The sequence below is a fragment of the Nitrospirillum amazonense genome, from assembly GCF_007828045.1.
Lineage (GTDB): Bacteria > Pseudomonadota > Alphaproteobacteria > Azospirillales > Azospirillaceae > Nitrospirillum > Nitrospirillum amazonense_C.
In genome coordinates this window covers 108982-135631 of record NZ_VITN01000011.1, presented here as the reverse complement: position 1 = coordinate 135631, position 26650 = coordinate 108982, and the positions used below count along the sequence as shown (strand labels likewise).

At 67.8% G+C, this 26650-nt stretch carries 21 protein-coding genes; 15 read left to right on the top strand and 6 right to left on the bottom strand.

Going from position 1 to position 26650, the window contains the following annotated elements:
- The first annotated feature begins 96 nt into the window (after nucleotides 1-96).
- From lpdA to FBZ89_RS17840, 4 genes are all read left to right on the top strand, one after another.
- Nucleotides 97-1497, top strand: coding sequence for a dihydrolipoyl dehydrogenase (gene lpdA / locus FBZ89_RS17855; protein WP_145751230.1), 1401 nt, complete (start codon nucleotides 97-99; stop codon nucleotides 1495-1497).
- Between the two features lie 233 nt (nucleotides 1498-1730).
- Nucleotides 1731-2726 (top strand): lipoyl synthase, encoded by a 996-nt coding sequence (gene lipA / locus FBZ89_RS17850; protein ID WP_145751229.1) that lies wholly within the window; start codon nucleotides 1731-1733, stop codon nucleotides 2724-2726.
- Nucleotides 2727-2731: 5 nt separating this feature from the next.
- Entirely contained in the window at nucleotides 2732-3193 is a 462-nt protein-coding gene (locus FBZ89_RS17845; protein ID WP_088871565.1) for a type II toxin-antitoxin system RatA family toxin, read from the top strand.
- A 120-nt stretch (nucleotides 3194-3313) separates the two neighbouring features.
- A complete protein-coding gene (locus FBZ89_RS17840) occupies nucleotides 3314-5458 on the top strand; it encodes a S9 family peptidase (protein ID WP_186457420.1) in 2145 nt (714 codons plus the stop codon).
- Nucleotides 5459-5495: 37 nt separating this feature from the next.
- On the opposite strand, the gene FBZ89_RS17835 is transcribed toward FBZ89_RS17840, so the two are convergent.
- Nucleotides 5496-6101 carry an MBL fold metallo-hydrolase gene (locus FBZ89_RS17835; protein WP_145751228.1) on the bottom strand — a complete coding sequence of 202 codons (606 nt, stop codon included), beginning with the start codon at nucleotides 6099-6101 and terminating at the stop codon, nucleotides 5496-5498.
- 20 nt (nucleotides 6102-6121) lie between these two features.
- Nucleotides 6122-7711, bottom strand: a complete 1590-nt coding sequence (gene rtcR / locus FBZ89_RS17830; protein ID WP_145751227.1) for an RNA repair transcriptional activator RtcR — start codon at nucleotides 7709-7711, stop codon at nucleotides 6122-6124.
- A gap of 250 nt (nucleotides 7712-7961) precedes the next feature.
- Here rtcR and FBZ89_RS17825 point away from each other — a divergent pair, with 250 nt between their 5' ends.
- The 3 genes from FBZ89_RS17825 to rtcA all read left to right on the top strand — a co-directional run bounded on the left by FBZ89_RS17825 (nucleotide 7962) and on the right by rtcA (nucleotide 12573).
- Nucleotides 7962-9506, top strand: a complete 1545-nt coding sequence (locus FBZ89_RS17825; protein WP_145751226.1) for a TROVE domain-containing protein — start codon at nucleotides 7962-7964, stop codon at nucleotides 9504-9506.
- Nucleotides 9507-10283: 777 nt separating this feature from the next.
- Complete coding sequence (locus FBZ89_RS17820; RefSeq protein ID WP_281292028.1) at nucleotides 10284-11531, top strand: RtcB family protein; 1248 nt, start codon at nucleotides 10284-10286, stop codon at nucleotides 11529-11531.
- 28 nt (nucleotides 11532-11559) lie between these two features.
- Nucleotides 11560-12573, top strand: a complete 1014-nt coding sequence (rtcA, locus tag FBZ89_RS17815) for an RNA 3'-terminal phosphate cyclase (protein WP_145751225.1) — start codon at nucleotides 11560-11562, stop codon at nucleotides 12571-12573.
- 16 nt (nucleotides 12574-12589) lie between these two features.
- On the opposite strand, the gene FBZ89_RS17810 is transcribed toward rtcA, so the two are convergent.
- Both FBZ89_RS17810 and FBZ89_RS17805 read right to left on the bottom strand, forming a co-directional pair.
- Nucleotides 12590-13264: a hypothetical protein gene (locus tag FBZ89_RS17810; RefSeq protein ID WP_145751224.1), complete on the bottom strand. Its 675-nt coding sequence runs from the start codon at nucleotides 13262-13264 to the stop codon at nucleotides 12590-12592.
- Nucleotides 13265-13268: 4 nt separating this feature from the next.
- The gene (locus FBZ89_RS17805; protein WP_145751223.1) at nucleotides 13269-14261 is read right to left on the bottom strand and encodes an MBL fold metallo-hydrolase; all 993 of its coding nucleotides are present in this window, start codon (nucleotides 14259-14261) and stop codon (nucleotides 13269-13271) included.
- A 225-nt stretch (nucleotides 14262-14486) separates the two neighbouring features.
- Between FBZ89_RS17805 and FBZ89_RS17800 the strand changes: the two genes are divergently transcribed.
- Nucleotides 14487-15263 (top strand): alpha/beta hydrolase, encoded by a 777-nt coding sequence (locus FBZ89_RS17800; RefSeq protein ID WP_186457419.1) that lies wholly within the window; start codon nucleotides 14487-14489, stop codon nucleotides 15261-15263.
- Between the two features lie 7 nt (nucleotides 15264-15270).
- On the opposite strand, the gene FBZ89_RS17795 is transcribed toward FBZ89_RS17800, so the two are convergent.
- Together FBZ89_RS17795 and FBZ89_RS17790 are read right to left on the bottom strand one after the other, a co-directional pair.
- Nucleotides 15271-15774 carry a CinA family protein gene (locus FBZ89_RS17795; RefSeq protein WP_145751221.1) on the bottom strand — a complete coding sequence of 168 codons (504 nt, stop codon included), beginning with the start codon at nucleotides 15772-15774 and terminating at the stop codon, nucleotides 15271-15273.
- Between the two features lie 4 nt (nucleotides 15775-15778).
- The gene (locus FBZ89_RS17790; protein ID WP_145751220.1) at nucleotides 15779-16954 is read right to left on the bottom strand and encodes a bifunctional 2-C-methyl-D-erythritol 4-phosphate cytidylyltransferase/2-C-methyl-D-erythritol 2,4-cyclodiphosphate synthase; all 1176 of its coding nucleotides are present in this window, start codon (nucleotides 16952-16954) and stop codon (nucleotides 15779-15781) included.
- A gap of 255 nt (nucleotides 16955-17209) precedes the next feature.
- Here FBZ89_RS17790 and dusB point away from each other — a divergent pair, with 255 nt between their 5' ends.
- The 7 genes from dusB (at nucleotide 17210) to FBZ89_RS17755 (ending at nucleotide 26639) form a co-directional block, all read left to right on the top strand.
- Nucleotides 17210-18301: a tRNA dihydrouridine synthase DusB gene (gene dusB / locus FBZ89_RS17785; RefSeq protein WP_145751219.1), complete on the top strand. Its 1092-nt coding sequence runs from the start codon at nucleotides 17210-17212 to the stop codon at nucleotides 18299-18301.
- On the top strand, nucleotides 18301-19425 hold the full coding sequence (locus tag FBZ89_RS17780; RefSeq protein ID WP_145751218.1) for a two-component system sensor histidine kinase NtrB: 1125 nt from the start codon (nucleotides 18301-18303) through the stop codon (nucleotides 19423-19425). The genes dusB and FBZ89_RS17780 overlap by 1 nt, the downstream gene beginning before the upstream one ends.
- 3 nt (nucleotides 19426-19428) lie before the next feature.
- Nucleotides 19429-20883 carry a nitrogen regulation protein NR(I) gene (gene ntrC, locus FBZ89_RS17775; protein WP_004271807.1) on the top strand — a complete coding sequence of 485 codons (1455 nt, stop codon included), beginning with the start codon at nucleotides 19429-19431 and terminating at the stop codon, nucleotides 20881-20883.
- Nucleotides 20884-21218: 335 nt separating this feature from the next.
- Nucleotides 21219-23582, top strand: a complete 2364-nt coding sequence (locus FBZ89_RS17770; protein WP_145751217.1) for a sensor histidine kinase NtrY-like — start codon at nucleotides 21219-21221, stop codon at nucleotides 23580-23582.
- 17 nt (nucleotides 23583-23599) lie between these two features.
- A complete protein-coding gene (gene ntrX / locus FBZ89_RS17765) occupies nucleotides 23600-25003 on the top strand; it encodes a nitrogen assimilation response regulator NtrX (RefSeq protein WP_145609327.1) in 1404 nt (467 codons plus the stop codon).
- A gap of 65 nt (nucleotides 25004-25068) precedes the next feature.
- Nucleotides 25069-25941 (top strand): D-amino-acid transaminase, encoded by an 873-nt coding sequence (locus FBZ89_RS17760; RefSeq protein WP_145751216.1) that lies wholly within the window; start codon nucleotides 25069-25071, stop codon nucleotides 25939-25941.
- Entirely contained in the window at nucleotides 25938-26639 is a 702-nt protein-coding gene (locus tag FBZ89_RS17755; protein ID WP_145751215.1) for an HAD family hydrolase, read from the top strand. Before FBZ89_RS17760 ends, FBZ89_RS17755 begins: the two co-directional genes overlap by 4 nt.
- Nucleotides 26640-26650: the final 11 nt, after the last annotated feature.

The window sequence follows — 26650 nt, the reverse complement described above, 5'->3', positions numbered from 1 at the left end:
CGCTTCCGGGGATTTCTCTTGTCGTTGACCAAAAGCGCAGGGCGAGCGCCCCACGGGTTGGGCGGTCCCGGCGCCTTTTGAAGGGAACAGACCGAAATGGCCGATACCGAATTCGACGTGCTGGTCCTGGGCGCCGGCCCCGGCGGTTATGTCGCCGCCATCCGCGCCGCCCAGCTGGGCCTGAAGGCCGCGGTGGTGGAACGTGAACACCTGGGCGGCATCTGCCTGAACTGGGGCTGCATCCCGACCAAGGCCCTGCTGCGCTCCGCCGAGATCTACGGCTACATGAAGCACGCCGACGCCTACGGCCTGACCGTCAGCGGCGTGGGCTTCGACCTGCCCAAGGTGGTCAAGCGCTCCCGCCAGGTGGCGAACCAGCTGTCCGCCGGCGTGAAGGGCCTGCTGAAGAAGAACAAGGTGCCGGTGTTCGACGGCACCGGCAAGCTGGCCGGCGGCGGCAAGGTCACCGTGACCGCCAAGGACGGCACCGCCCAGACCCTGGCGGCCAAGCACATCATCATCGCCACCGGCGCCCGCGCCCGCTCCCTGCCGGGCCTGGAGCCGGACGGCAAGTTTGTGTGGTCGTACAAGGAGGCCTTGGTCCCCGACACCATGCCGAAGTCGCTGCTGGTTGTCGGTTCCGGCGCCATCGGCATCGAATTCGCCAGCTTCTTCCGCACCCTGGGTGCTGAAGTGACGGTGGTCGAGGTGCTGGACCGCGTCATGCCGGTGGAGGATGAGGAAATCTCCGCCTTCGCCCGCAAGCAGTTCGAAAAGCAGGGCATGAAGATCATCACCGGCGGCAAGGTGACCAAGCTGGACAAGGGCGCCACCACCGTCACCGCCCATGTCGAGGTGGGCGGCAAGGTGGAGACCCTGACGGTGGAGCGGGTCATCACCGCCGTCGGCATCCAGGCCAACACCGAGAACATCGGCCTGGAGAACACCAAGGTGAAGCTGGACCGCGGCCACATCGTGACCGATGGCTACTTGCGCACGGACGAGCCCGGCGTCTACGCCATCGGCGACGTGGCCGGCGCCCCCTGGCTGGCCCACAAGGCCAGCCACGAGGGCGTGATCTGCGTGGAGAAGATCGCCGGCGTGAAGGACGTCCACCCGATGGACAAGCTGAACATCCCGGGCTGCACCTACTGCAACCCGCAGGTGGCCAGCGTCGGCCTGACCGAAGCCAAGGCCAAGGCCGCCGGCTATGAGGTCAAGGTCGGCCGCTTCCCCTTCATCGGCAACGGCAAGGCCATCGCCCTGGGGGAGGCCGAGGGCCTGGTGAAGACGGTGTTCGACGCCAAGACCGGCGAGCTGCTGGGCGCCCACATGGTGGGGGCCGAGGTGACGGAGCTGATCCAGGGCTACGTCATCGGCAAGACCTTGGAGACCACCGAGGCCGAGCTGATGCACACCATCTTCGCCCACCCGACCCTGTCGGAAATGATGCATGAGTCGGTGCTGGCCGCCTACGGCCGGGCGATTCATTACTAAGCGTTCCCTCAATTGCCGGGCGCCGCCATCCGGCGGCTTGGCTTCCCCGCTGCGCCCTGCGGTACTCGCTGCGGGGCTGGCGGTCGCCAGCCTGGCTAGAGTTGAGGGGGAGAGTGCTGGGGCGATATCGGGGCCGGAGCGGAGGGGCGATGCATGCGTGGGGTTCGCCCGGCGCACTTGGCCTTCCGCCCCGGCCCCCTTATGTTTCAGGAAACATTCGTTTCGAAGGCTGCATGCCCATGACCGCCGACAAGATTCGCCACCCGGAAAAGCAGAACCGCCCGGACAACCCCATCCAGCGCAAGCCGGAATGGTTGCGGGTGAAGGCCCCGGCCGGCGGCGTGTTCAACGAGACGCGCAACCTGATGCGCGGCCTGAAGCTGAACACGGTGTGCGAGGAGGCGGCCTGCCCCAACATCGGGGAATGCTGGAAGCAGCGCCACGCCACCTTCATGATCCTCGGCGCCGTCTGCACCCGCGCCTGTGCCTTCTGCAACGTGGCCACCGGCCGCCCGGACCTGCTGGACCCGCATGAGCCCGACAACGTGGCCGAGGCCGTGGCGCGGCTGAAGCTGCAGCACGTGGTGGTCACCTCCGTCGACCGCGACGACCTGCCCGACGGCGGTGCGGAGCATTTCGCCCGCACCATCCGCGCCATCCGCCGCGCGGCGCCCGAGGCCACTATCGAGGTGCTGACGCCCGACTTCATGAAGAAGCAGGGCGCCATCGAGACGGTGGTGGAGGCCCACCCCGACGTCTTCAACCACAACCTGGAGACGGTGCCGCGCCTGTATCCCGGCATCCGCCCCGGCGCCCGCTATTTCACCTCGCTGTCCCTGCTCTCGCGGGTGCGCGAGCTGGATCCCAGCATCTTCACCAAGTCCGGCATCATGGTGGGCCTGGGCGAAACCAAGGAGGAGGTGGGCCAGGTCATGGACGACCTGCGCGCCGCCGACGTGGATTTCATCACCATCGGCCAGTACCTGGCGCCCACGCCCAAGCATGCGCCGGTGGACCGTTTCGTTACGCCGGATGAGTTCGCCAGCTATGCAACCCTGGCCCGGGGCAAGGGGTTCCTGATGGTGTCCAGCTCCCCGCTGACCCGCAGCAGCCATCACGCCGGCGATGATTTCGTGAAGCTGCGCGCCGCCCGCGAGGCCAAGCTGGCCGGCCGCCCGCTGCCGCCCCAGACGGTTTCGGGGGCCGCCGCCGAAGCCGCCGCCGAGTAAGCCTGATGCCCACGCACGCCGAGAAGCGCGTCCTGCCCTACACGCCGGAACAGCTGTTCCAGCTGGTGGCGGACGTGGAGAAGTATCCGGAGTTCCTGCCCTGGGCGGTGGCGGCCCGCATCCGCCGCCGCGAGGGCAACACCTTCTGGGCCGATCTGGTGATCGGCTTCAAGATGGTGCGTGAGCGCTTCACCTCCAAGGTGGTGCTGAGCGAGCCCGGCCGGCGCATCGACGTGGCCTATACCGAGGGCCCGTTCCACTACCTGAACAACCACTGGATCTTCGAACCGCACGCCGATGGCTGCCTCTTGGACTTCTACGTGGATTTCGAGTTCCGCAACCTCATCCTGCAGAAAATCATCGGCGCCCTGTTCGGCGAAGCCGTCCGCCGCATGGTCGCCGCTTTCGAGGCCCGGGCGCACCAGCTTTACGGCGCGCCCGGCGGCCGGCCGGTGGGGGCGGTTTAAAGGCGCTTCGTCCCGCACGTTATGGCGCGACGTTTAAGCCTGGCTTAAATTTTGATGCCGTTCCCTCTCCCTGGTATGGTTACCCCCAACGTGGGAATCATAAACAGGGCAGGGACAGGAATGAGGCATTCTGTGACGCGCGCGCTGGCGGGCGCGCTGTTGGCTGGCTGCGCCTTCACGGCGCTCGGCGTGTCGGCCCAGGCGGTCGAGAAAAAGCCCCTCACGCATGAGACCCTGTGGATGATGAAGCGCGTCGGCGCCCCCATCACCAGCCCCAACGGCAAGTGGGTGCTGTTCTCCCTGGTCGAGCCGTCGTATGAGCAGGACAAGTCGGTCTCCGACCTGTGGCTGGTGCCCACGGACGGCAGCGCCGCGCCCCGGCGCCTGACCAGCACCAAGGGTGGCGAGAACGACCCCGTCTGGTCGCCCGACAGCGGCAGCATCGCCTTCGCCGCCAAGCGCGAGGGTGATGAGGCCGAGCAGATCTATGTGCTGGACCTGGCCCAGGGTGGGGAGGCGCGGCGCGTCACCACCGTGTCCACCGGCGCCAGCCATCCGCAGTGGCGCCCCGACGGCAAGGCCATCCTGTTCGAGAGCCGCGTCTTCCCTGGCGCCGCGGATGATGAGGCCAACAAGAAGATCGCGGCGGAGCGGAAAGGCCGGAAGTACAACGTGCGCACCTATGAGCACTTCCCCGTGCGCTACTGGAACGAATGGCTGGATGACCGGCAGCCCACGGTGATGGTGCAGGGGCTGGAGCCTGGGGCGGTGGCCAAGGACATCCTGTCGGGAACGGCCTTCGCCCACACCGATGGATTCGGCGGCATGCAGGGGGAGAGCAGCGTCTCGCTGTCCCCCATCTGGAGCCCGGACGGCGGCGAGATCGTCTTCGAGGCGACGCAGGCGCGCTGGAACGCCGCCTTCGCCCATGTGCCCTATCATCTCTACCGTATCCCGGCGGCGGGCGGGGCGGCGGGCGGGGCGGAACCGCGGGAGGTTACGGCGGCGCCCGGCATCTACGGCCACGCGGCCTTCAGCCCGGACGGCAAGAGCCTGTACTTCACCTACATGCCGCAGAATGAGGAGGTCTACAACCTGCCGCGCCTGTCGCGGGTGGCCTGGCCGGCGGGCGGCGCCGCCACCGTGGTGGCGCGCGACTTTGACCGCCAGCCGGCGCAGTACGCCGTGGCGCCCGACAGCCGCACCGTCTATCTGCTGGCGGAGGATGGGCCGGCGGAGAACCTGTACAGCGTCCCGGCGGAGGGCGGCAAACCCGCGCTGGTGGCCCAGCCCAAGGTCGGTGGCTATACCGCGCTGTCCCTGCCCAAGTCGGGGAAGCTTCAGCTGATCGCCCAGTACGGCAGCGCGGTGAACCCGGCGGAGATCGTGAAGATCGACCCTGGTGCCAAGGACGGCGAGAAGGGCGGCCACACCAACCTGACCAGCATCGACACCGCCGTCGCGGCGGGCATTGACTGGCAACCGCCGCGGCACTTCACCTTCACCTCGGCCAAGGGGCGAACCATCCACAGCATGATCGTGCTGCCGCCCCGTTTCGATCCCAACAAGAAATACCCGCTGTTCGTCTTCATCCACGGCGGGGCGGCCAGCAACAACCCGGACCAGATCGGCCTGCGCTGGAACTATCACCTGCTGGCGGCCAGCGCCGGCGGCACCGTCATCCTGATGACGGACTACACCGGCTCCACCGGTTTCGGGGAGGCCTTCGCCCAGGCCATCAAGCTGGACCCGCTGAAGACCCCGGCCGATGAGATCAACCAGGCGGCGGACGAGGCCATCAAGCGCTTCCCCTTCATCGACGCCAGCCGCCAGTGCGCCGGCGGCGCCAGCTACGGCGGCCACCTGACCAACTGGCTGGAGGCCACCACCACCCGCTACCGCTGCCTGGTCAGCCATGCCGGTGAGGTCGACCTGCTGACCCAGTGGGGCGAGAGTGACGGCATCTATAACCGCGAGATCAACAACGGCGGCCCGCCCTGGGAAGGCAACGCCATCTGGCGCGACCAGAGCCCCATCACCTACGCCGCCAACTGGAAGACGCCCATGCTGATGAGCATCGGCGAGCGCGACTACCGCGTGCCCCTGGGCAATACGCTGGAGGCCTGGGCGGTACTGCAACACCAGCACGTGCCCAGCCGCTTGCTGGTCTGGCCCGACGCCTGGCACTGGATCACCAAGCCCGAGGACAGCCGCCATTTCTACCAGGAGGTGGGGGACTGGTTGGCGAAGTATCTGAAGAACTGAGGGGGATGGGGCCGGGTCGGTGGGTTCGGCCCCTTTTCTAATCATCCGTGAACAAGTCGCTGCCGACGATGCCAAGCTTCGGGAAATTCATTTGGAAGCTGCTGCTGCCGGTGGTGAATTCGCTGGCTGTATAGCGGGCATGGGCAGTGATGTGCGGAAGAATAAGCATGTTCTTGTCGAAGGCGTTCACCTTGCCGGCAGCCACATAGGGGGCCAACACGTGCTTGAGATAAGCGCGATCCGCGTCGTCGGCGGAGGTCAACCAAAAGGCATCGACGTAAATGGTGGCATTGGGGAAAGTCTGGGTGCCGTTCCGCACCAGCCCATCGATGTTATTCCGATGGGCGAAGTTCAAAAGGATCGTATCCACCTGTCCCGGACTGTAACCGGCGGCATGAATACGCTCCAGCAAAGGGCTTGGGACGCTGTTGCTTATTGAGAGGATGATATGCCCGTCACCACGGACCAGGGCTGCGGCGCTGGTTAGCGGGCGAAAGGCGAAGTCCTCCGTCCCTAGCTTAGGTGAGGCCGGAAACGTGAAGGGCGTTGGTGTTTGGGAATACGCTGGCCCGCCCAGCGCCACCAAGGCAACTGCGGCGGTTACGGAGAGCCCTTTAGCATAAGAGACTATGGCCGCCTCCATGGATAGGGACTGGCACTTATTTAACTCGTTATGCTTCCCCACTCCAATCCGAACCGCTGCAGGTACTTCCGCAGCCGGTCGGCGTCGTTGGAGGACGCCCGCCTGGTGCGTGACGCGCTGAACAGGGTGCGACCGGCTTCCGACAGGCTGCGGCAAGCGCGGCAGATGCGGATGACTTCGGCCAGTTGCACCCGGTCGAAGGGGTCGAGGGCGGCCAGGGCGTCGGCGTCCAGCAGGGCGGCCAGGCCGTCGTCGGCGGGTGCGGGGCTCCACAGGCGGCGCAGGCGGGCGATCTCCTGGTCCACGGTGTCCTGGTCGATGCGGGCGCTGGGCGCCAGGGTGGCCATGCGGGTGACGCTGGCGGCGAGGTCGCGGAAGTTGCCCGGCCACGGCGCATCATGCCCGGTGGCGAAGGCCAGGTAGCGCGCGCGGGCCTCCTTGTTGAAGGTCACGCGCTGGCCGTCGCGCTGGGCGTGGCGGTCCAACTCATAGTCCAGGTTGGGTTCGATATCCTCCCGCCGCTGGGCCAAACCGGGCAGGGTGAAGGTCCACAGGTTCAGGCGGGCATAGAGGTCGTCGCGGAAGTCGCCTTTGGCCACGGCGGCACCCAGGTCGCGGTTGGTGCCGGCGATCAGCTGGAAGTCCGACGCCACCTCCTTGTCCGATCCCACGGGCAGGAAGCGCTTGTCCTCGATGGCGCGCAGGATCATGGCCTGCTCGTCCAGGCCCAACTCCCCGATCTCATCCAGGAACAGCATGCTGGTGTCGGCGGCACGCAGCAGGCCCGGCCGGTCGCTGACGGCGCCGGTGAAGGCGCCCTTGCGATGGCCGAACAGGGCGGACATGGCGCCCTCGCCGCGCAGGGTGGCGCAGTTCACCTCAACGAAGGGACCCGCCACCTGGTGCTTCAGGCGCTTCAGCTCATAGATGCGGCGGGCCAGGTGGCTCTTGCCGGCGCCGGTGGGGCCCATCAGCAGCAGGGGCGCCCTGCTGCGCAGGGCCACGCGCTCGATCTCATCCACCATGCGGTTGAAGGCGGCATTGCGCGTCTCGATGCCGGATTTCAGGAAGGAGGAGCCCTCCGCCGCCGCCGCCGCGAACCGGGTGGCGATGCTGTCATAGCGCGACAGGTCCAGGTCTATGGCGCTCCATTCCCCCGCCGGGTTGAGGCCTTCGCCACGGGAGGGCTGGGTCTGCAACAGGCGGCCGGGCAGGAAGCGCGCCTCCGTCAGCAGGAACAGGCAGATCTGGATGACGTGGGTGCCGGTGGTGATGTGGACCAGATAGTCCTCCCGCTCCGGCTCGAACGGGAAGGCGCGGGCGAAGTCCAGCAGCTTGCCGTAGACCTCCTCGAAGTCCCAGGGGTTGTCCAGCCCTAGGGTGCGCTGGTCCACCGTCGTTTCCGGCGAGACGGTGTGGATGTCCTCCACCACCTGGTCGGCCAGGCGGCCATGTCGCTGCCCATGCAGCAGCACGAAGCGGTCCACCCGCAAGTCCTCATGCATGCAGATGCCCACGCTGGGCCGCCACTTCTGCCAGCGGCTGGGCCCGAACTTGGCGGCGTCCAGGGTGGAGCCCAGGAAGCCGATGATGGTGAGGGGGCGAGGCATAAGGCTTATCCATTTCTATAAAATCATATCGATTGATATCAGATTTTCCCAGCGCCGGAAGACATTTTTAGAGATTCTGTGGCGAAGATAATTAAAATATCGATTTAATATCAATATATTGGATTATTCCTCTGGTGCGCCGGCGCCTTTTGGCACGACCATTGCTTTATATCCTGGCATCGGATCGGGGCCGCCGGAATGCGCCGGCGGCCCCCGGGGGCGGAAGCCTCAAGGAGAAGGAGCGAGGACCATGGCCAACAAGCAGCTGTTTGCGTCGATGATCGCGAAACTGATGCCGGATGCGCGTAACCGCGAGGGCGCGCCGGCCTACAGCTATGGTCCGGAACACACCCTGGCCCAGCTGGCCGCCACCGGCACGCTGAACGACGGCTTCTATGGCACGGCCGAGGCCCAGTTGGCCGAGGTGCTGGCCGTGGCCAAGGCGGTTGACCCGCGCTTCGTGGCCCAGGCCGCCGTCTATGCCCGTACCAAGGGCGTGATGAAGGACATGCCGGCGCTGCTGACCGCGTGGCTGACCGTGGCCGATCCCGACCTGTCGGTGGCCGTGTTCCGCCGCGTCATCGACAACGGCCGCATGCTGCGCACCTTCGTGCAGATCATGCGGTCGGGCGTGGTGGGCCGCACCTCCCTGGGCACCCGGCCCAAGCGCCTGGTGACGCAGTGGCTGGAGCAGGCGTCCACGGACCAGTTGATGCGGGCGGCCACGGGCAAGGACCCGTCGCTGGCGGACATTGTGAAAATGGTCCATCCGGCGCCGGTGGACGCCACGCGTCGCGCCTTCTATGGCTGGCTGATCGGCAAGCCCTATGACGTGGCGGCGCTGCCAGCGGAAATCGCGGCGTTCGAGGCCTGGAAACGGGACCGTTCGCTGCCCCTGCCGCCGGTGCCCTTCGAGTGGCTGACGGCGGAGCCGCTGACGTCCGCGCAATGGGCGGAGGTGGCGGACCGCATGGGCTGGCAGGCGCTGCGTATGAACCTCAACACCCTGGCGCGCCACGGCGCGTTCGCGGTGGAGGGGCTGGCGGAGCGAGTGGCGGCACGGCTGGCGGATGCCGAAATGATCACCCGGTCCCGCGTCCTGCCTTATCAACTGTTGGCGGCGCGGGGCATGGTGGGCAAGGACGTGCCGCCGGTGGTGGTCGCGGCGCTGGAAACGGCGCTGGAGCTGTCGCTGGCGTCGGTGCCGGTTCTGCCCGGCCGGGTGGTGGTGTGCCCCGACGTGTCGGGGTCCATGGCCAGTCCCATCACCGGCCACCGCAAGGGGGCGACGACGGCGGTGCGCTGCATCGATGTGGCCGCCCTGGTGGCGGCGGCGGTGATGCGGCGCAACCCGGGCACCCTGCTACTACCGTTCGAGACCAAGGTGGTGCCGCTGGACCTGGACCCTGGGGCCCCGGTTTCGGTGAATGCCGCCAAGCTGGCCGCCATCGGCGGCGGCGGCACCACCGTCTCCGCCCCGCTGGCCTTGCTGAACGCGCAGCGGGCGGTGGCGGACCTGGTGGTGATCGTTTCGGACAACCAGTCCTGGGTCGATGCCAAGCGCTTTGGCGCCACGGCGACGATGCAGGAGTGGGAACGCCTGAAGCGGCGCTGCCCCCGGGCCAAACTGGTCTGCATCGACCTGCAGCCCTATGGCACCACCCAGGCGGTGGAGCGCCCCGACGTGCTGAACGTCGGCGGCTTCTCTGACGCCGTGTTCGAAACCCTGGCCCGTTTCGCCGCTGGCGGATCGGATCGGGATTGGGTTGCGGAGGTTAGCGCGACGGTCATCTGACCGATGGACTGGGTTGGGTCGTGGCGAATGCTGGATGGAACTACATCCTCCACCGAAGCCCGTGGTAGAGCGCCCGGTCCGCAAGGACCGGGAGGTGCGGTTCGAGCCCGCCTTGGAGAAGATAGCTCAAAGGGCGGTTTCATCCCCCCTGGTCGCCACGACTTGGTCCATCATCCCCGGTCACCGCCGGTGAATGCGGTGGGGAGTACATAGGTAAGGCCGCAAGGCCGAGCGGTTCGACTCCGCGCCTCCCCGCATTCCTCGTCACCGGCGGTTCGATCATCACGTCCACTTTTCGCAAGCGGTACCGGCGAATGCCGGCCGGACTACAAGGTCAGAGCGTCCACCGCAGGGTGGGAGGCGGCGGTTCAATTCCGCCCCCGGGCGACCGGGTAGCTCAGTCATCGTCTGGCTATGCCTTGTCGCCGGTGCCGTTTTCATCGTTTGGGCGAATGCCGTGGGGAACTCCGTCACCTGCAAGGTCGCCGGTGCAAGTCCGGCCGTGTCCGTCCCATCCAGGGACTGGACGCGTAGCTCAGCAGCGAGAGCATGCGGTCCCGTTTCCCACACCTCTTGTCGCCGTTTTTTGAATTTCGAAGCTTGTGGCGGTCCCTGGCGAATGCCGCGGGGAACTACAGGACCATGGGGCCGCCGGTTCGAGCCCGGCCAAGCGTCCGTTGCTTGTAGCTCAGTTGGTAGAGCACGTGGCGATGTTTCCCGCACTTCCTCGTCACCAACCCGCCCAAGCTGCTAGATATGTGAAAGGATATACAGGAAATGACCATGACCGATCAGGCCGGCGGGCAGGGCTTCGAGGTGACGGTGGCCGATGGCGCCGTGCCCATCAAGATGTGGACCAAAGGTGTGGCCGTGGACGACCAGGCCCGTGCCCAGTTGGCGCGGGTGGCGCGCCTGCCCTTCGTGTTCAAGCATGTGGCTGCCATGCCCGACGTCCATGTCGGCATCGGTGCCACCGTCGGTTCCGTCATCCCCACGCTGGGCGCCGTCATCCCGGCGGCGGTGGGGGTGGACATCGGCTGCGGCATGATGGCCGCCCGCACCTCATTGGCCGCCGCCGACCTGCCGGACAATTTGGCGGGGCTGCGCACCGCCATCGAGCGCGCGGTGCCCCATGGCCGGGACGTCGGGCGGGGCCGCCGTGACAGTGGGTCCTGGGGCGATCCGCCCGCTGACATCGTCGCTGCCTGGGCGACGTTGGCGGAGCGCTTCGCCCGCATCACCGCCAAATATCCCAAGCTGGCCAGCGCCAACACGCTGGCGCATCTGGGGACGCTGGGCACCGGCAACCACTTCATCGAGCTGTGCCTGGATGAAGTCGGCCAGGTCTGGGTGATGCTGCATTCCGGGTCGCGCGGGATCGGCAACGCCATCGGCACCTTCTTCATCGAGTTGGCGAAGAAGGATATGCGCCGCTGGTTCATCAACCTGCCGGATGAGGATTTGGCCTATTTCCCCGAGGGAACCGACCACTTCAACGACTATGTCGAGGCGGTGGGGTGGGCCCAGGATTTCGCCGCGCTGAACCGCCGCATGATGATGACCAACGTCATCGCCGCGATGCGGACCGTCATCACCAAGCCGTTCGACGCGGCCATGGAGGCCATCAACTGCCACCATAACTACGTCCAGCGGGAACGCCATTTCGACCGCAACAACGTCCTGGTCACCCGCAAGGGGGCGGTGAACGCGGCAGAGGGGGTGATGGGCATCATCCCGGGATCCATGGGCGCCAAGTCCTTCATCGTGCGGGGCAAGGGGAACGCCGAGGCGTTCAACAGTTGCTCCCACGGGGCCGGGCGCCTGATGTCCCGGCATGAGGCCAAGCGACGGTTCACGCTGCAGGACCACGCCCACGCCACCGAGGGGGTGGAATGCCGCAAGGATGCCGATGTCATCGATGAGACGCCGGCCGCCTACAAACCCATCGAGGCCGTCATGGCGGCGCAGGCCGACCTGGTGGAAATCGTGCATACGTTGAAACAGGTCCTGTGCGTGAAAGGCTGACGCCTTCACACACGGACGGGGGGATACTGTGATCATCATTGATGGATCGGAAGGCGAGGGCGGCGGGCAGGTGTTGCGCACCGCCCTGTCCCTGTCGCTGGTGACGGGCCAGCCCTTCCGCATCGACAACATCCGCGCCAAGCGGGACAAGCCCGGCCTTATGCGTCAGCATCTGACGGCGGTGGAGGCGGCCTGCGCCATCGGTGGCGCCACCGCCGACGGGGCGGCCATCGGGGCGGGCAGCCTGACCTTCACCCCGGGCCGGGTGCGGGCCGGCGATTACACCTTCGCTGTGGGCACGGCCGGCAGCACGGGGCTGGTGCTTCAGGCCCTGCTGCCGCCCCTGTTGCTGGCGGACGGCCCGTCACGCCTGGTGTTGGAAGGCGGGACGCACGCCCATGCCGCGCCGCCCTTTGACTTCACGGCGCAAGCCTTGTTGCCGCTGCTGTCCCGCATGGGCCCGGCGGTGACGGCCACCCTGGTGCGCCCGGGATTCTACCCGGTGGGCGGCGGCCGTGTGGAGGTGTCGGTGACCCCAGCCCCCTTGCGGCCCCAAGAGTTCCTGGAGCGTGGCGCCCTGCGTGGGGTGCGCGGCCGGGCGTTGCTGTCCAACCTGCCGGCCAACATCGCGGAACGCGAGGTCGCGGCCGCCCGCCAGGTGCTGGACTGGCCGGACGAGGCCTGGGGCGTGGAAACGCTGGTGGAGGGGCGGGGCCCCGGCAACATCCTGATGCTGTCGGCCAGTTTCGATCAGGTGACGGAGGTGGTCAGCGCCGTGGGCCGCATCGGCCTGCGGGCCGAGGATATCGGCCGCCAGACGGCCAACCGCCTGGCGGGCTACATCGCGTCCGGCGCCTTTGCCGGGCCCTATCTGGCCGACCAGTTGCTGCTGCCCCTGGCGCTGGCCGCCGGTGGGTGCTTCACCACCGTGCGGCCGACGCAGCACACCCTGACCGCCGTGACCATCATCCGCCGCTTCCTGGACCGGGACATCCGGATCGAGGGGCGGGCCGACGGCACCCATCTGGTGACGGTGGCATAAGCCTGAACCGGGCCGTCTACTTGGCCAGTGTCGTCACCTTGACCGCCTTTTGCGGGCCGGCGGTGATGGTGGTGCCGGTGGCGTCGGGGATGAAGCGGATGGGCACCTCGATCTGCTTGGTGCAGGTGCGCAGGGTCCACACCTCGCGCCAGGGCGGCGACTTGCCGCCGGGGGCGGGGCCAGGGGTGAGGGGAATCTCGCGGTCCACGAAGCGGGTGTCGGCCACATACTCGCGGGCGCAGCCTTCTTCGGTGGCCCCGGGGGTGATCTTCACCAGTTGATCCACCTGCTGGATGGCGTCGCGCTGCAGCAGCACGTCGGTATGCGTGCCGCCGGGTAGCAGGGCGCCCATGCCGATGGCCTGGCCCGCCTGCTTCCAACCGATGACGTTCAAGGTGTGGGTGACGCCGCAGCCGGCCAAGGTCACCTGCTGGCGCCAGATGCCGGTCTGCAGCTGGCCGGCGGCATCGAACACCAGGGGCTGGAACACCGCCACGTCGGTCGATACCGTGGCCTGGGCGCTGGGGCAGGGCTCATTCATGACCACGGCCGATTGCTGGGCCGCGGCCAGGGTCATCTGCCGCACCCCGGGATCGGCGAACAGTTTGGCCGTGTTGGCCTGATCATCCGCCAAGGCGGTTCCCGAGGCTAGGGTCAGGGCGAGGGTGGTGGCGATCCCGGTGCGCGTCATGGCCTCATTCCCCCAGGCTGAACTGCACCGGTTCCCAGACATAGCTCTTGGGATCGGCCTTGCCGTCGGTGGCATCCTTGGGACGGATGTGGCCGATGCCGGGGAAGGAGATGTGGGCGGCGGCCACCCAATAGCCGTCCTTGGCGGCCTCGGCGAAGATTTTGGCCCGTGCCTCGTACGCGGCGGGACTGTCGCTGTCGAACTGGATGGTGGTGGCCGGGGTGTCGAACTGCACGGCGGCGACATGCATCAGGTCGCCCCAGAACAGCATTTTCTGGCCTTTGCTCTCGACCGCGTAGGCGGAATGGCCCGGCGTGTGGCCATGGGCCGGAAGGGCGGTGACACCGGGGAACAGCGAGGTCACGCCGTCGAAGGTCTTCAGCTTGCCGGCGGCGGCATAGGCGTCCAGCAGCTTGTGCGCGGTGGTGAAGCCGCCCCGTTTATCGGCGGGCGTCTTGGCCTCGGCCTCCGGATTCAGCCAGTGGCCCTTCTCCGCCGCGTCGACATAGACGGTGGCGTTGGGGAAGGTGGGGTGGCCATCCGTCATCAGCCCGCCGATATGGTCGCTATGCATGTGCGTGATCAGCACCGTGTCCACCTGCTCGGGCGTGTAGCCGGCGGCCTTGAGGTTGGCCAGCAGGTGGCTGGGCGCCTGGGGACCCGCCAGGCCATTCAGACCCGTGTCGACCAGGATCAGTTGCGCCCCGGTGTTGATCAGGAAGGCGTTGACCGAGGTAGGCGTGGGACTGGGCTGATGGTTGCGCGCCAACGCCGCCGCCACCTTGGCCGGCGTGGTGTTGGTCATCAGCTTGTCCATGGGCAGGGTCAGGACCGTGTCATTCAGCGCCGTGATCTCGAAATCCCCCAGCATCAGGCGGTAATAGCCCGGCGCCTGGGTCTTCACCTGGGGCGCGGCGGCATGGGCGGCGTGGGGCAGGGACAGCGACAACGGGGCGGTGGCGAAAGCCAGGGCCAGGCTGAGGGAACGCAGGGACATGGGGAAACTCCGGCAGGCGGGACCGTGAAGGCGGGGTCCGACACGTTGGACTGGGCGCCAGACTATGCCCCAGTCTTCACGGCATGCAACCGGGGCAGAGCCTTGGCACCGCTCTTTCTCCTGCCGCTCTTTCCCCTGCTGTTGGATGCCCCGGTGCCTTCGGTTGACGTGGGATCGACCCGTCCCCCAAGCTGTCACGGTGGGGAAGCGGGATCGGGGGACGGAATGCGCGGGCGTGTCGCAAGAGTGTTGGCCTGCCTGCTGTTGTTCCTGGCGGCGCCGGCGCGGGCGGATGACCTGGTTCATCTCACGGCCCGGCCGCAGGTTCCGCCCCCAGGGGCGGAGGGAACCGTTGGGCCTGTGCGCCTGGGGGATGGCATCGTCCTCATTCCCGAATCCTACCGGCCGGGCCGGCCCCTGCCGCTGCTGGTGATGCTGCATGGCGCCAGCCAGCGCGGCGCCGACATGGTGGCCCGGCTGGCGCCAACGGCGGAGGCCCGGGGCGTCATCATCGCAGCCCCCGACTCCGGGGATTACACCTGGGACATGCTGGCCGCGCGCAAGCACGAGGCGGACGAGCGCTGGGGGCCGCGCTATGGCACCGATCCGGCGCGCATCGACGCCTTCCTGGCCCTGGTCTTCTCCCGCTACGCCGTGGATCCGTCCCGGGTGGCGCTGGCGGGATTCTCCGATGGGGCGACCTACGCCCTGTCGCTGGGGCCGGAAAACCGGGACCTGTTTCCCACGCTGATCGCCTTTTCCCCGGGGCACGTCGCGCCGCTGCATACCCAGGGGGCAACGTCTGGCGGCGGCCAGATCAGGGTTTTCATCAGCCACGGCAAGGCAGACCGCGTGTTGCCCTTGGAGGAGACGGCGCGCGCCACCGTGCCGGCGTTCACGCGGCGGGGCTTCCTGGTGGAACTGCGGGTGTTCGACGGCGGGCACACCATGCCGCCGGAGGTGGTCGAGGGCGCGTTGGACTGGTGGCTGGGCCCTCGCTGAGTCTGTCCTAGGCGGTCGCGCCATTACCCGCCGCGGCCAGGCCCATGGCCAGGGCACGGGCCACGGCCGCCAGGCGCACCGCCTCGCGGTCGCCGGGGAAGACGTGGCGCTCCACAACCACCGGGCGGTCGCGGCGGGCGCAGCCGAGGTAGACCAGGCCCACCGGCTTTTCCACGCTGCCCCCGCCGGGGCCGGCGATTCCGGTGACCGATAGGGCGATATCGGCGCGGGAGCGGGCCAGCAGCCCCTCCGCCATGGCGTGGGCCACCTCGCGGCTGACGGCCCCGTGCAGGGCGATCAGGCCGTCGGGCACGCCCAGCAGGTCGACCTTGGCTTGGTTGCTGTAAGTGACCACGCCCCGGTCCACCACGGATGACGAACCGGCAATGGCCGTCAGGCTGGCGGAAATCAGGCCGCCGGTGCAGGATTCGGCCGTGGCCAGCCGCAGACCGTCAGCCTGGCAGGCGGCCAGCAGGCGTTCGGTCACGCGTGTGATCTCCGCCGGGAACATGGGGTCAGGCCTTTGAGGTCGGCCAGGGCAGGCGGACCGTGCAGGTCGCCATGGCGGCGATGCCCTCGCGCCGGCCGGTGAAGCCCAGGCCTTCGGTGGTGGTGGCCTTCACGGAGACGCGGTCGGGCGCAATCTGCAGCAGGTCGGCCACGCGGGCCACCATGGCCTCGCGGTGGGGGCCCACCTTGGGACGCTCGCAGATGACGGTGATGTCGCAATGGGCGATGGCCCCGCCCTTGGCCTTCACCAAGCTGGCGGCGTGCTGCAGGAACTTGCCGCTGTCGGCGCCGCGCCAGCGCTCATCCGTGGGCGGGAAGTGGCTGCCGATGTCGCCGGCTCCGATGGCGCCCAGGATGGCGTCGGTCAGGGCGTGCAGGCCCACGTCGGCGTCGGAGTGGCCTTCCAACTTGTGGGTGTGCGGCACCTTCAGGCCGCAGAGGACGATGTGGTCGCCTTCCGTGAACTTGTGCACGTCATAGCCGTGGCCGACGCGGACATCGCCCAACTCGTTCATGATGATCTTCTCCGCCCGCGCCAGATCCTCGGCATGGGTCACTTTCAGGTTGTCGGGATTGGTGGGCACCAGGCGCACGGGGAAACCGGCCTTCTCCGCCACGGCGGCGTCGTCGGTCAGTTCCTGGCCGGCCAGGTCGCGGTGCGCCTTCAGGATGTCGGGGAAGCGGAAGCCCTGCGGGGTCAGCGCCCGCCACAGGGCGGTGCGGTCCACGGTGGTGGCCACGGCGCCGTCCTGGTCCGCGCGCTTCAGCGTGTCGCTGACGCTGGCCGCCGCCAGGGCGGCGGGCACCTCGGCCAGCGCCTCGATGACAGCGGAGATGCTGGCGGCGTCCACCAGGGGCCGGGCGGCGTCGTGGATCAGCACCAGGTCATAGCCGCCATCGGCGGCCGCGGCCTCCAGCCCGTTGCGCACGCTGTCCTGGCGGGCGGCGCCCCCGGCCACGGGCGGGGGCAGGTCCAGGCCGACCACGGCCGCCTCATACAGGTCGCGGTGGGCCGGGTTGATCACCACCCGCACGGCCGTCACCTCCGGGTGGTTCTGGAACGCGGCCACGGTGCGGGCCAGAACGGGCTGGCCGGCCAGGGACAGATATTGCTTGGGCATGTCCCCGCCAAAGCGGGAGCCGCTGCCGGCGGCGACGATCAGGGCAAGGCAGGACGGCATGGTTGGTCAAGACACCATGATGAATAGGAAGGCGGACGAGGGATGGTGACAATTATCCCTATTTCCCAATGAGAGATATCTCCCCTTAAGACCTTGCCGCTAGGCTTGTTTGTCCGCCGGCGTCCACGATCTGCCATGCCACCGCGCCATACCATAGTCGCATCCGCCGTCTTCGGCGGCGTCGCTTCCCTTTGGCGGGGGCTCATGATAGCCTGATCGCCTAATTTTGTAGCAGTCACGGAAAGCGCCTAGGAAATGGGCAGTAAGTTAGCGCCGATTCAGGTCGGTCCCGTCACCATTCAGGATCCGGTGATCCTGGCGCCCATGTCGGGCGTGACCGACACGCCCTTCCGTCGCCTGGTGAAGCGCGCCGGCGCGGGCTTGGTCGTTTCCGAGATGATCGCCAGCCAGGCGATGATCCGCGCCACCCGTGAGTCCGAAAAGAAGATCGACCCTAACGCCCAGGAAGGCGTGCTGTCCGTTCAGCTGGCGGGCTGCGAGCCCGAGGTGATGGCGGAGGCGGCGAAGCTGTGCGTGGACCGGGGCGCCTCCATCATCGACATCAACTTCGGCTGCCCGGTGAAGAAAGTGGTGAACGGCTACGCCGGTTCCGCCCTGATGAAGGATGAACCGCTGGCCGGCCGCATCCTGGACGCCGTGGTCAAGGCCGTGTCCGTGCCCGTGACCCTGAAGATGCGCAAGGGCTGGGATGAGCGGAACCTGAACGCCCCGCGCCTGGCCAAGATCGCGGAGGAGTGCGGCATCCGCATGATCACCGTGCACGGCCGTACCCGCAACCAGATGTACAACGGCGTCGCCGACTGGGCTTTCATCCGCCAGGTGAAGGACGCCGTGTCCCTGCCGGTCATCGCCAACGGCGACATCGTGGACTTCCCCGACGTGACCCGCTGCCTGGAAGAGAGCGGCGCCGATGGTGTCATGATCGGCCGCGGCACCTATGGCCGTCCCTGGTTCATCAACCAGGTCATCCAGATGCTGCGCACCGGCATGGCCCCGGCCGAGCCCACGCTGGTGGAACAGCGCGACCTGGTGCTGGAGCATTACGATGCCATCCTGGAACATTACGGCACCGACGCCGGCCTGAAGATCGGGCGCAAGCACATTGCCTGGTATTCCAAGGGCCTGCCCGGTTCCGCCGAGTACCGCGCCAAAGTGAACACCATCGAGAAGGCGGAGCTGGTGCAGGACTTCGTGCGCGGCTGGTACCAGGACCTGCTGGACCGGGGCATCGTGGGGCGCGACCTATCCGGCCGGGGCCTGACCGCCGAGGCCGGTTGCGATGTTGAGGACGATGACACCGCCGGCGAAAAGAAGGTGGCGGCCTGATGGGGCGGACGGCGGCCCTGCCTGCCCCGGCGAACGGCATGGTCGATCCCACGGCCATCCTGTCCGCCCTGCCGGAACCCATTCTGGTCATCGACCGGCAGCGCCGCATCCATTTCGCCAACCTGCAGGCGGAGGAATTCTTCGACGCCAGCGCCGCCCTGCTGGTGGGCAGCCAGCTGGACACGCTGATCCCGGGCGACAGCCCCGTCCACTCCCTGATCGACCAGGCGCGGATGACGGGCGGCAGCGTGTCGGACTACAGCATCATGCTGGAGACGCCGCGCATCGGCCTGCATTTCCTGACCGCCAAGGCGGCCCCCTTGTCCGATCCGCCGGACCTGGTGGTGCTGTCGCTGCATGAGCGGTCCATCGCCCGCAAGATCGACAACCAGCTGACCCACCGGGGGGCCGCCCGGTCCGTCGTCGCCATGGCGGCCATGCTGGCGCACGAGGTGAAGAATCCGCTGTCCGGCATTCGGGGGGCGGCCCAGCTGTTGGAAGAGAACGCGTCGGAGGGGGACCGCATGCTGACCCGCCTCATCTGTGATGAGGCCGACCGCATCGTGGCCCTCGTGGACCGCATGGAGGTCTTCACCGACGGCCGGCCGCTGGAAAAGACGGCCGTGAACATCCATGGCGTGCTGGAGCACGTGCGCCGCGTGGCGCAAAGCGGCTTCGGCCGCACCATCCGCTTCGTCGAGCGCTACGACCCGTCGCTGCCGCCGGTGCTGGGCAACCGCGACCAGCTGATCCAGGTCTTCCTGAACCTGGTGAAGAACGCGGCCGAGGCCTGCCCGGAAAAGGGTGGGGAAATCGTCCTGTCCACCGCCTACCAGCATGGGGTGCGCCTGGCGGTGCCGGGGTCCGACAGCCGGGTGCACCTGCCGCTGCTGATCAGCGTGCAGGACAATGGCGACGGCATTCCGGAGGACCTGCGGGCCAACCTGTTCGACCCCTTCGTCACCACGAAGATGAACGGGACCGGCCTGGGCTTGGCGCTGGTCGCCAAGATCATCGGCGACCATGGCGGGGTCATCGATTTCGACAGCGTGCCGCGTCGCACGATTTTCAAGGTGTCGCTGCCGGTCGCCCCTGGGCGGACGGCGTCAGAGGGGGGCGTTTAATCCATGGGTCCATCCACCATCCTTGTCGCTGACGACGACAGGGCCATCCGCACCGTTCTGAACCAGGCCCTGCTGCGCCTGGGCCATGACGTGCGGGTCACCGGCAATGCCGCGACCTTGTGGCGCTGGGTCCAGGATGGGGAGGGGGATCTGGTCATCACCGACGTGGTGATGCCGGATGAGAACGGCCTGGACCTGCTGCCGCGCATCAAGAAGCTGCGTCCTGAGCTGCGCGTCATCGTCATGAGCGCGCAGAACACGCTGCTGACCGCCGTGAAGGCGGCGGAGCGCGGCGCCTTCGACTATCTGCCCAAGCCCTTCGACCTGAAGGATCTGATGGGCATGGTGGAACGCGCCCTGTCCACGCCCCAGCCGGCCCCGCCGGCCGCCGCCGGCGCCGCGGCGGCGCAAGCCGAGGAGGAGGCGCTGCCCCTTATCGGCCGGTCGGCGGCCATGCAGGAGATCTACCGTGTCCTGGCCCGCCTGATGGGCACGGATCTGACGGTGATGATCACCGGCGAGTCGGGCACCGGCAAGGAGCTGGTGGCGCGCGCCCTGCACGATTACGGCAAACGGCGCAACGGCCCCTTCCTGGCGGTCAACATGGCCGCCATCCCCCGCGAACTGATCGAGTCCGAGCTGTTCGGCCATGAGAAGGGGGCCTTCACCGGCGCCACCGTGCGGTCCACCGGCCGGTTCGAGCAGGCGCAGGGCGGCACCCTGTTCCTGGATGAGATCGGCGACATGCCGCTGGACGCCCAGACCCGCCTGCTGCGCGTGCTGCAGGAGGGGGAGTACACCACGGTCGGCGGCCGCACCCCCATCAAGACCGACGTGCGCATCGTCGCCGCCACCCACCGCGACCTGCGCACCCTGATCCGCCAGGGCCAGTTCCGCGAAGATCTGTTCTATCGCCTGAACGTGGTGCCCATCCGCCTGCCGCCGCTGCGGGAGCGGACGGAGGACATCCCGGCGCTGGTCCGCCACTTCTTCGGTCTGGTGAACCAGCAGGGCCTGCCGTTGAAAAGCATGGACAACGCCGCCCTGGACCGCCTGCGCCGCCATCGCTGGCCCGGCAACGTGCGTGAGCTGGAGAACATGGTGCGGCGTCTCGCCGCGCTGTACACCCAGGAAGTCATCACCATCGATGTCATCGAGCAGGAGCTGGCGGACTTCGCGCCCGCCGCCGCCCCGGCGGAGGAGCCGCAGAACGAAGGCCTGGGGGCCGCGGTGGAGCGGCACCTGAAGGACTATTTCGCCGCCCATAAGGACGGCGTGCCGGCCGCCGGCCTGTATGATCGCGTGCTGCGCGAGGTGGAACGGCCCCTGTTGTCCCTGTCGCTGATCGCCACCCGGGGCAACCAGATCAAGGCCGCGCATATGCTGGGCCTGAACCGCAATACCCTGCGCAAGAAGATCCGCGACCTGGACATCCAGGTGGTCCGTGGCCTGAAGTAACAGGGGATACTTCTACCAACGGGCGTAAGACGGACGGCTGGAAACGCGCGTGGCATTCTGGTAACAGAGGTGGGCGCCTGGGCAACATCAGCCCTGCCGGGCGATGTCCCTCCGGCTTTGGCCGAACGGGCGTCGTCTGACGGATGTTGTCCGCACCACCTCCGCGCCGGGGGTGGCGTTTGCGCCGTGCAAACCACCGGCCTGGCAGGAACCGTGCTTCGTTTCGCCTTTTATGCGGTCTCACCCCCCATCGCAGCGACGCCCATCCTGGCGCCGGCCCTGATCATCATGCCTCTGACGGTGTCCGGGGCGGCGGTGGTCCGGACGTCTTTGCCATGACCGAGGTTCCTCCGGCGCTGATCACGCCGCCCAGCCCCCCGGTTCCGCCGCAAGTCCCTCCCAAAAGCGACAGCTGGTGGCGGCGCCTATCCGTCTGGTCGGCCCGCCTGGGCCTAGGCAACAAGCTGGCGGTGGCCTTGGCCTTCGCCGCCGTGCTGTCGGGCTTCGCGACATACGCGGCGCTGACTCAGCAGCCGCCCTTCGGCAACAGCCCCAACACGGTCAGCCTGCTGCTGACGCTGGATGGCGCGCTGCTGCTGCTGCTGCTGGCGCTCATGGCCCGGCGCATCGTCGGCCTGTGGATCGAGCGGCGCCGGGGCCTGGCCGGGTCGCGGCTGCACGTGCGGTTGGTGGCGGTGTTCAGCCTGCTGGCGGTGCTGCCCGCCATCGTCATGGCCGCCTTCTCCGCCTTTTTCTTTTACCTGGGCCTGCAGTCCTGGTTCAGCGACCGGGTGCGGACGGCGGTGAATGAAAGCCTGGTGGTGGCCCAGGCCTATCTGGACGAACACCAGATCGCCATTCGCAACGACGCCTCCTGGGTGGCGAACGACCTGCTGGCGGCGCGCCAGGGGCCGCTGGTCACGCTGGACCCGCTGTTCATCTACGCCTTCCTGCGCAACGAGTCCTTCCAGCGCTCTTTTACCGAGGCGGTGATCTTCGACGGCCAGAACCGGCAGTACGGCAGCTATACCTTGGGCTCGGTCTTCCAGCCCGACGTCATGCCCAAGGAACGGCTGGAGCGGGCTCGCAAGGGCGAGGTGGACTTCGAATTCAATGAGAAGGAGAAGCGCGTCACCGCCCTGATCCGTCTGGACCCGGACTTCGACATTTTCCTGCTGCTGGGCCGCCCGGTGGAAGCCAAGGTGATGGAGCACCTGAACGCCGCCCAGACGGCGGTGCGCGAATATACCGAGCTGGAAGGCCAGCGTTTCGGCCTGCAGACCAAGATGACGCTGATCTTCATCATCGTCTCGCTGCTGCTGCTGCTGGTGGCCATCTGGGCCGGCCTGAACTTCGCCAACACCCTCATCACGCCCATCAGCGCGCTGATCATCGCGGCGGAGCGCATCCGCACCGGCGACCTGACGGCGCGCGTGCCGGAAACCCTGCCGGGACCGGAGGATGAGCTGACCTCGCTCAGCCGCGCCTTCAACCGCATGACCAGCCAGTTGTCGTCGCAGCGGAGCGACCTGGTGGAGGCCAACCGCCAGTTGGACCTGCGCCGCCGTTTCACCGAGGCGGTGCTGGCCGGTGTGTCGGCCGGCGTCATCGGCTTGGACGAGCAGGGCTTCATCAACCTGCCCAACCAATCGGCGGCCCAACTGCTGGACATCCCCGACGTGCACGAGATGACGGGGCGCGATATCCTGGCCGTGGTGCCGGAGCTGGAAGATCTCATGTCCGCCATCCGCCGGCGCCCGTCGCGCCTGGTGGAGGGCCAGGTGCAGATCCGCCGGGGCAACACCCAGCGTACCCTGCTGGTGCGGGTGGCGGCGGACACCAGCGGCCACGGCATCCGCGGCTTCGTCATCACCTTCGACGACGTGTCGGAACTCTTGTCGGCGCAGCGCAAGGCTGCCTGGGCCGATGTTGCCCGCCGCATCGCGCATGAGATCAAGAACCCGCTGACCCCCATCCAGCTGTCGGCCGAGCGCCTGCGGCGCAAGTACCTGAAGGAAATCCAGAGCGATCCGGAAACCTTCAAGGCCATGACCGACACCATCGTCCGCCACGTGGACGACATCGGCCGCATGGTGGACGAGTTCTCCGCCTTCGCCCGCATGCCCACGCCGGTGATGAAGCTGCAGAACATCCAGGAGCTGTGTCGTCAGGCCGTGTTCCTGCAGGCCACCGCCCAGTCCGGCATCAAGTTCGATAGCATCCTGCCGCCAGAGAAGGTGGAGGTGGAGTGCGACGGCCGCCAGATCTCCCAGGCCCTGACCAACCTGCTGAAGAACGCGGTTGAGGCCATCGAGGGACGGATGGAGGAGGACGCGGCTGGCGGCCACGACTCCCCGCCGGGCCATATCTCGCTGAGGGTAGAGGCCTTGGACGACCACATCGTCCTGACCATCGCCGACAACGGCAGGGGGCTGCCCAGCGAGGGCCGGGACCGGCTGACGGAACCCTATGTCACCACCCGGGCCAAGGGCACCGGCCTGGGCCTGGCCATCGTGAAGAAGATCCTGGAAGACCACGGCGGCACCCTGGGGCTGGACGACAACCCCGGTGGCGGCGCCCGCGTCACCCTGATCCTACCGCTTGTGCAAGCGGCGGCGCCGCAGGACGCGGAAACGGCCGCCACCCCGGTCCTGGCCCCGGTCCTGGTGGCCGGGACCAGTGCCTCCAAAGGCGTTTGACCCAAAGGCGTTGACTCATGGCGCATGATATTCTGATCGTCGATGACGAGGCCGACATCCGGATGCTGATCTCCGGCATCCTGGAAGACGAAGGCATGAAAACCCGCGAGGCGGCGGACGCCGACCAGGCGCTGGCCGCGGTCGCCGCCCGCCGGCCCAGCCTGATCATCCTGGACATCTGGCTGCAGGGCAGCCGCCTGGACGGCCTGCAGATCCTGGATGAGATGAAGCGTGATCATCCCGACGTGCCGGTGGTCATGATCAGCGGCCACGGCACCATCGAGACGGCGGTGGCGGCCTTGAAGAAGGGCGCCTACGACTTCATCGAGAAGCCGTTCAAGTCCGACCGCCTGCTGCTGCTGGTGGAGCGCGCCATCGAGGCCGCCCGCCTGCGTCGTGAAAACCGCGAGCTGCGCCTGCGCGCCGGCGGCGAGGTGGAGCTGATCGGCCGGTCGCTGATGATCAACCAGCTGCGCCAGTCGCTGGACAAGGTGGCGCCCACGGGCAGCCGTGTCCTGGTCAGCGGGCCGCCGGGCAGCGGCAAGGAGATCGTGGCCCGCATCATCCATGAACACTCCCGCCGCGCCGATGGCCCCTTCGTGGCGCTGAACTGCGCCACCATGCGGCCCGACCGGCTGGAGGTGGAGCTGTTCGGGACGGAGCATCCCATCGACGGGGCGGGCCGCAAGGTCGGCACCTTCGAGCAGGCGCACGGCGGCACCCTGTTCCTGGACGAGGTGGCGGACATGCCGCTGGAAACCCAGGGCAAGATCGTGCGCGTGCTGCAGGAACAGACGTTCGAGCGCGTGGGCGGCAGCACCCGGGTGGAGGTGGACGTCCGCGTCATCGCCAGCACCAACCGCGACCTGGCGGCCGAGATCGAGGCGGGGCAGTTTCGCCAGGACCTGTACTACCGCCTGGCGGTGGTGCCGCTGAAGGTGCCGTCGCTGCGGGAACGGCGGGAGGACATCCCCTTGCTGGCGCGCTATTTCCTGCAGCGCTCCGCCACCGCGTCGGGTCTGCCGCAGCGTGTCCTGGGCGAGGACGCCATGGCGGCCCTGCAGGCCTATGAATGGCCGGGCAACGTGCGCCAGCTGCGCAACGTCATGGACTGGCTGTTAATCATGGTGCCGGGCGACCCGGATGAGCCCATCCGTGCCGACATGCTGCCGCCGGAGATCGGCTCCATCACCCCGACGGTGCTGCGCTGGGAAAAGGGCGGGGAGATCATGTCCCTGCCGCTGCGCGACGCCCGCGAGGTGTTCGAGCGCGAATACCTGCTGGCCCAGGTCACCCGCTTCGGCGGCAACATCTCCCGCACCGCGTCCTTCGTGGGCATGGAGCGTTCGGCACTGCACCGCAAGCTGAAGTCCTTGGGCGTGCATGGCAATGAGCGGGGCGAGGGGAAGGGTGAGGAATAAGCGACAAATAACTGATATATCAGTGATATCTGTCGCTTCCTAAGATTTAAGGTGAGGTTCATCCCATGCCGCGGACAGCCTATGTCAATGGTCGCTACGTGGCCCACGGCGGCGCCCATGTCCATATCGAGGACCGGGGTTTCCAGTTCGCCGACGGTGTCTATGAGGTGGTGTCGGTGGTCGATGGTGTCTTCGCCGACGAAGACGGCCACCTGGCCCGCCTGTCCCGCTCATTGAACGAGCTGGATCTGCCATGGCCCATGCACCCCGTGAGCCTACGCTTCGTGATGCGCGAGGTGGCGCGCCGCAACCGGGTGCGCAACGGCCTGGTTTACGTCCAGATCACCCGGGGCGAGGCGCCGCGCGACTTCCGCTTTCCGGTGGACCCGGCGCCGACGCTGGTGGTCACCTGCCGTTCCACCAAGTTCAGCGCACCGCCGCAGCTGGAAAAGGGCGTCTCGGTCATCACCATCCCCGACATCCGCTGGGCCCGGCGCGACATCAAGTCGGTGGCGCTGCTGCCCCAGGTGCTGGGCAAGCAGCGTGCGGCCGAGGCGGGCGCTTTCGAGGCCTGGCAGGTCGATCCGGACGGCACGGTGACGGAGGGCTGCTCCAGCAACGCCTGGATCGTCACCCAGGAAGGTGTGCTGGTCACCCGTGCGGCCAGCACACGCATCCTGAACGGCATCACCCGCCTGTCGCTGCTGGCCGAGGCCGAGGCGGCGGGTATCCCGTTTGAGGAGCGGGCGTTCACGGTGGAAGAAGCGTACGCTGCTCGGGAAGCCCTGATCTCCAGCGCCAGTACCTTCTGCGTGCCGGTCACCCGCATCGACGGCAAGCCGGTGGGCGATGGGGTGCCGGGTCCCCTGGGGCGGCGTCTGCGCCAGGCCTATCTGGCGCATGTGGGGGTAGATGACCCTGTGGTGACCAAGCTGTGACCGTGACCGCGCGCGATATCCTTTCTGCCCCCATTTGGGCCGCCCCCGCCTTGGCCTTGCCCAAGGCCGTGCTGTTCGACTGGGACAACACCCTGATCACCAACTGGCGTTGCGTCCATGCCGCCACCAACGCGGCGCTGGAAGCCTTCGGTATGCCCGTCTGGACGCTTGAGGAAAGCTACACCCGCGTGCGCCAGAGCCTGCGCGACGCCTTCCCGGCGCTGTTCGGCGACGGGTGGGAGCGGGCGCGGGACATCTTCTACGCCCATTTCGAAACCCACCACCTGGACTACCTCGACCCGCTGGCGGGGGCGGGCCAGTTGCTGGAGGCGCTGTCCGCGCGCGGCGTTTATGTCGGCGTGGTCAGCAACAAGACCGGCCGCTTCCTGCGCACCGAGGCCCGGGCCCTGGGCTGGGACCGCTGGTGCGGCGCTCTGGTGGGGGCCGGTGACGCCGAGGCCGACAAGCCGCATCCGGCGCCGGTGCACCTGGCGCTGGAACCGGCAGGATTGGCGCCGGGGCCGGACGTGTGGTTCGTGGGGGACGCCGACGTCGACATGGAAGTCGCGCATCGCACGGGCTGCCTACCCCTGATGGTGGGGGCCACCCCGCATGGGGAGGGCGCGCTGAGTGTTTACCCGCCGCATCGCCGCTTTGCCGGCTGTGACGAACTTTGCACCTTGGTGGATGGGCTCTAGCACCCCATATC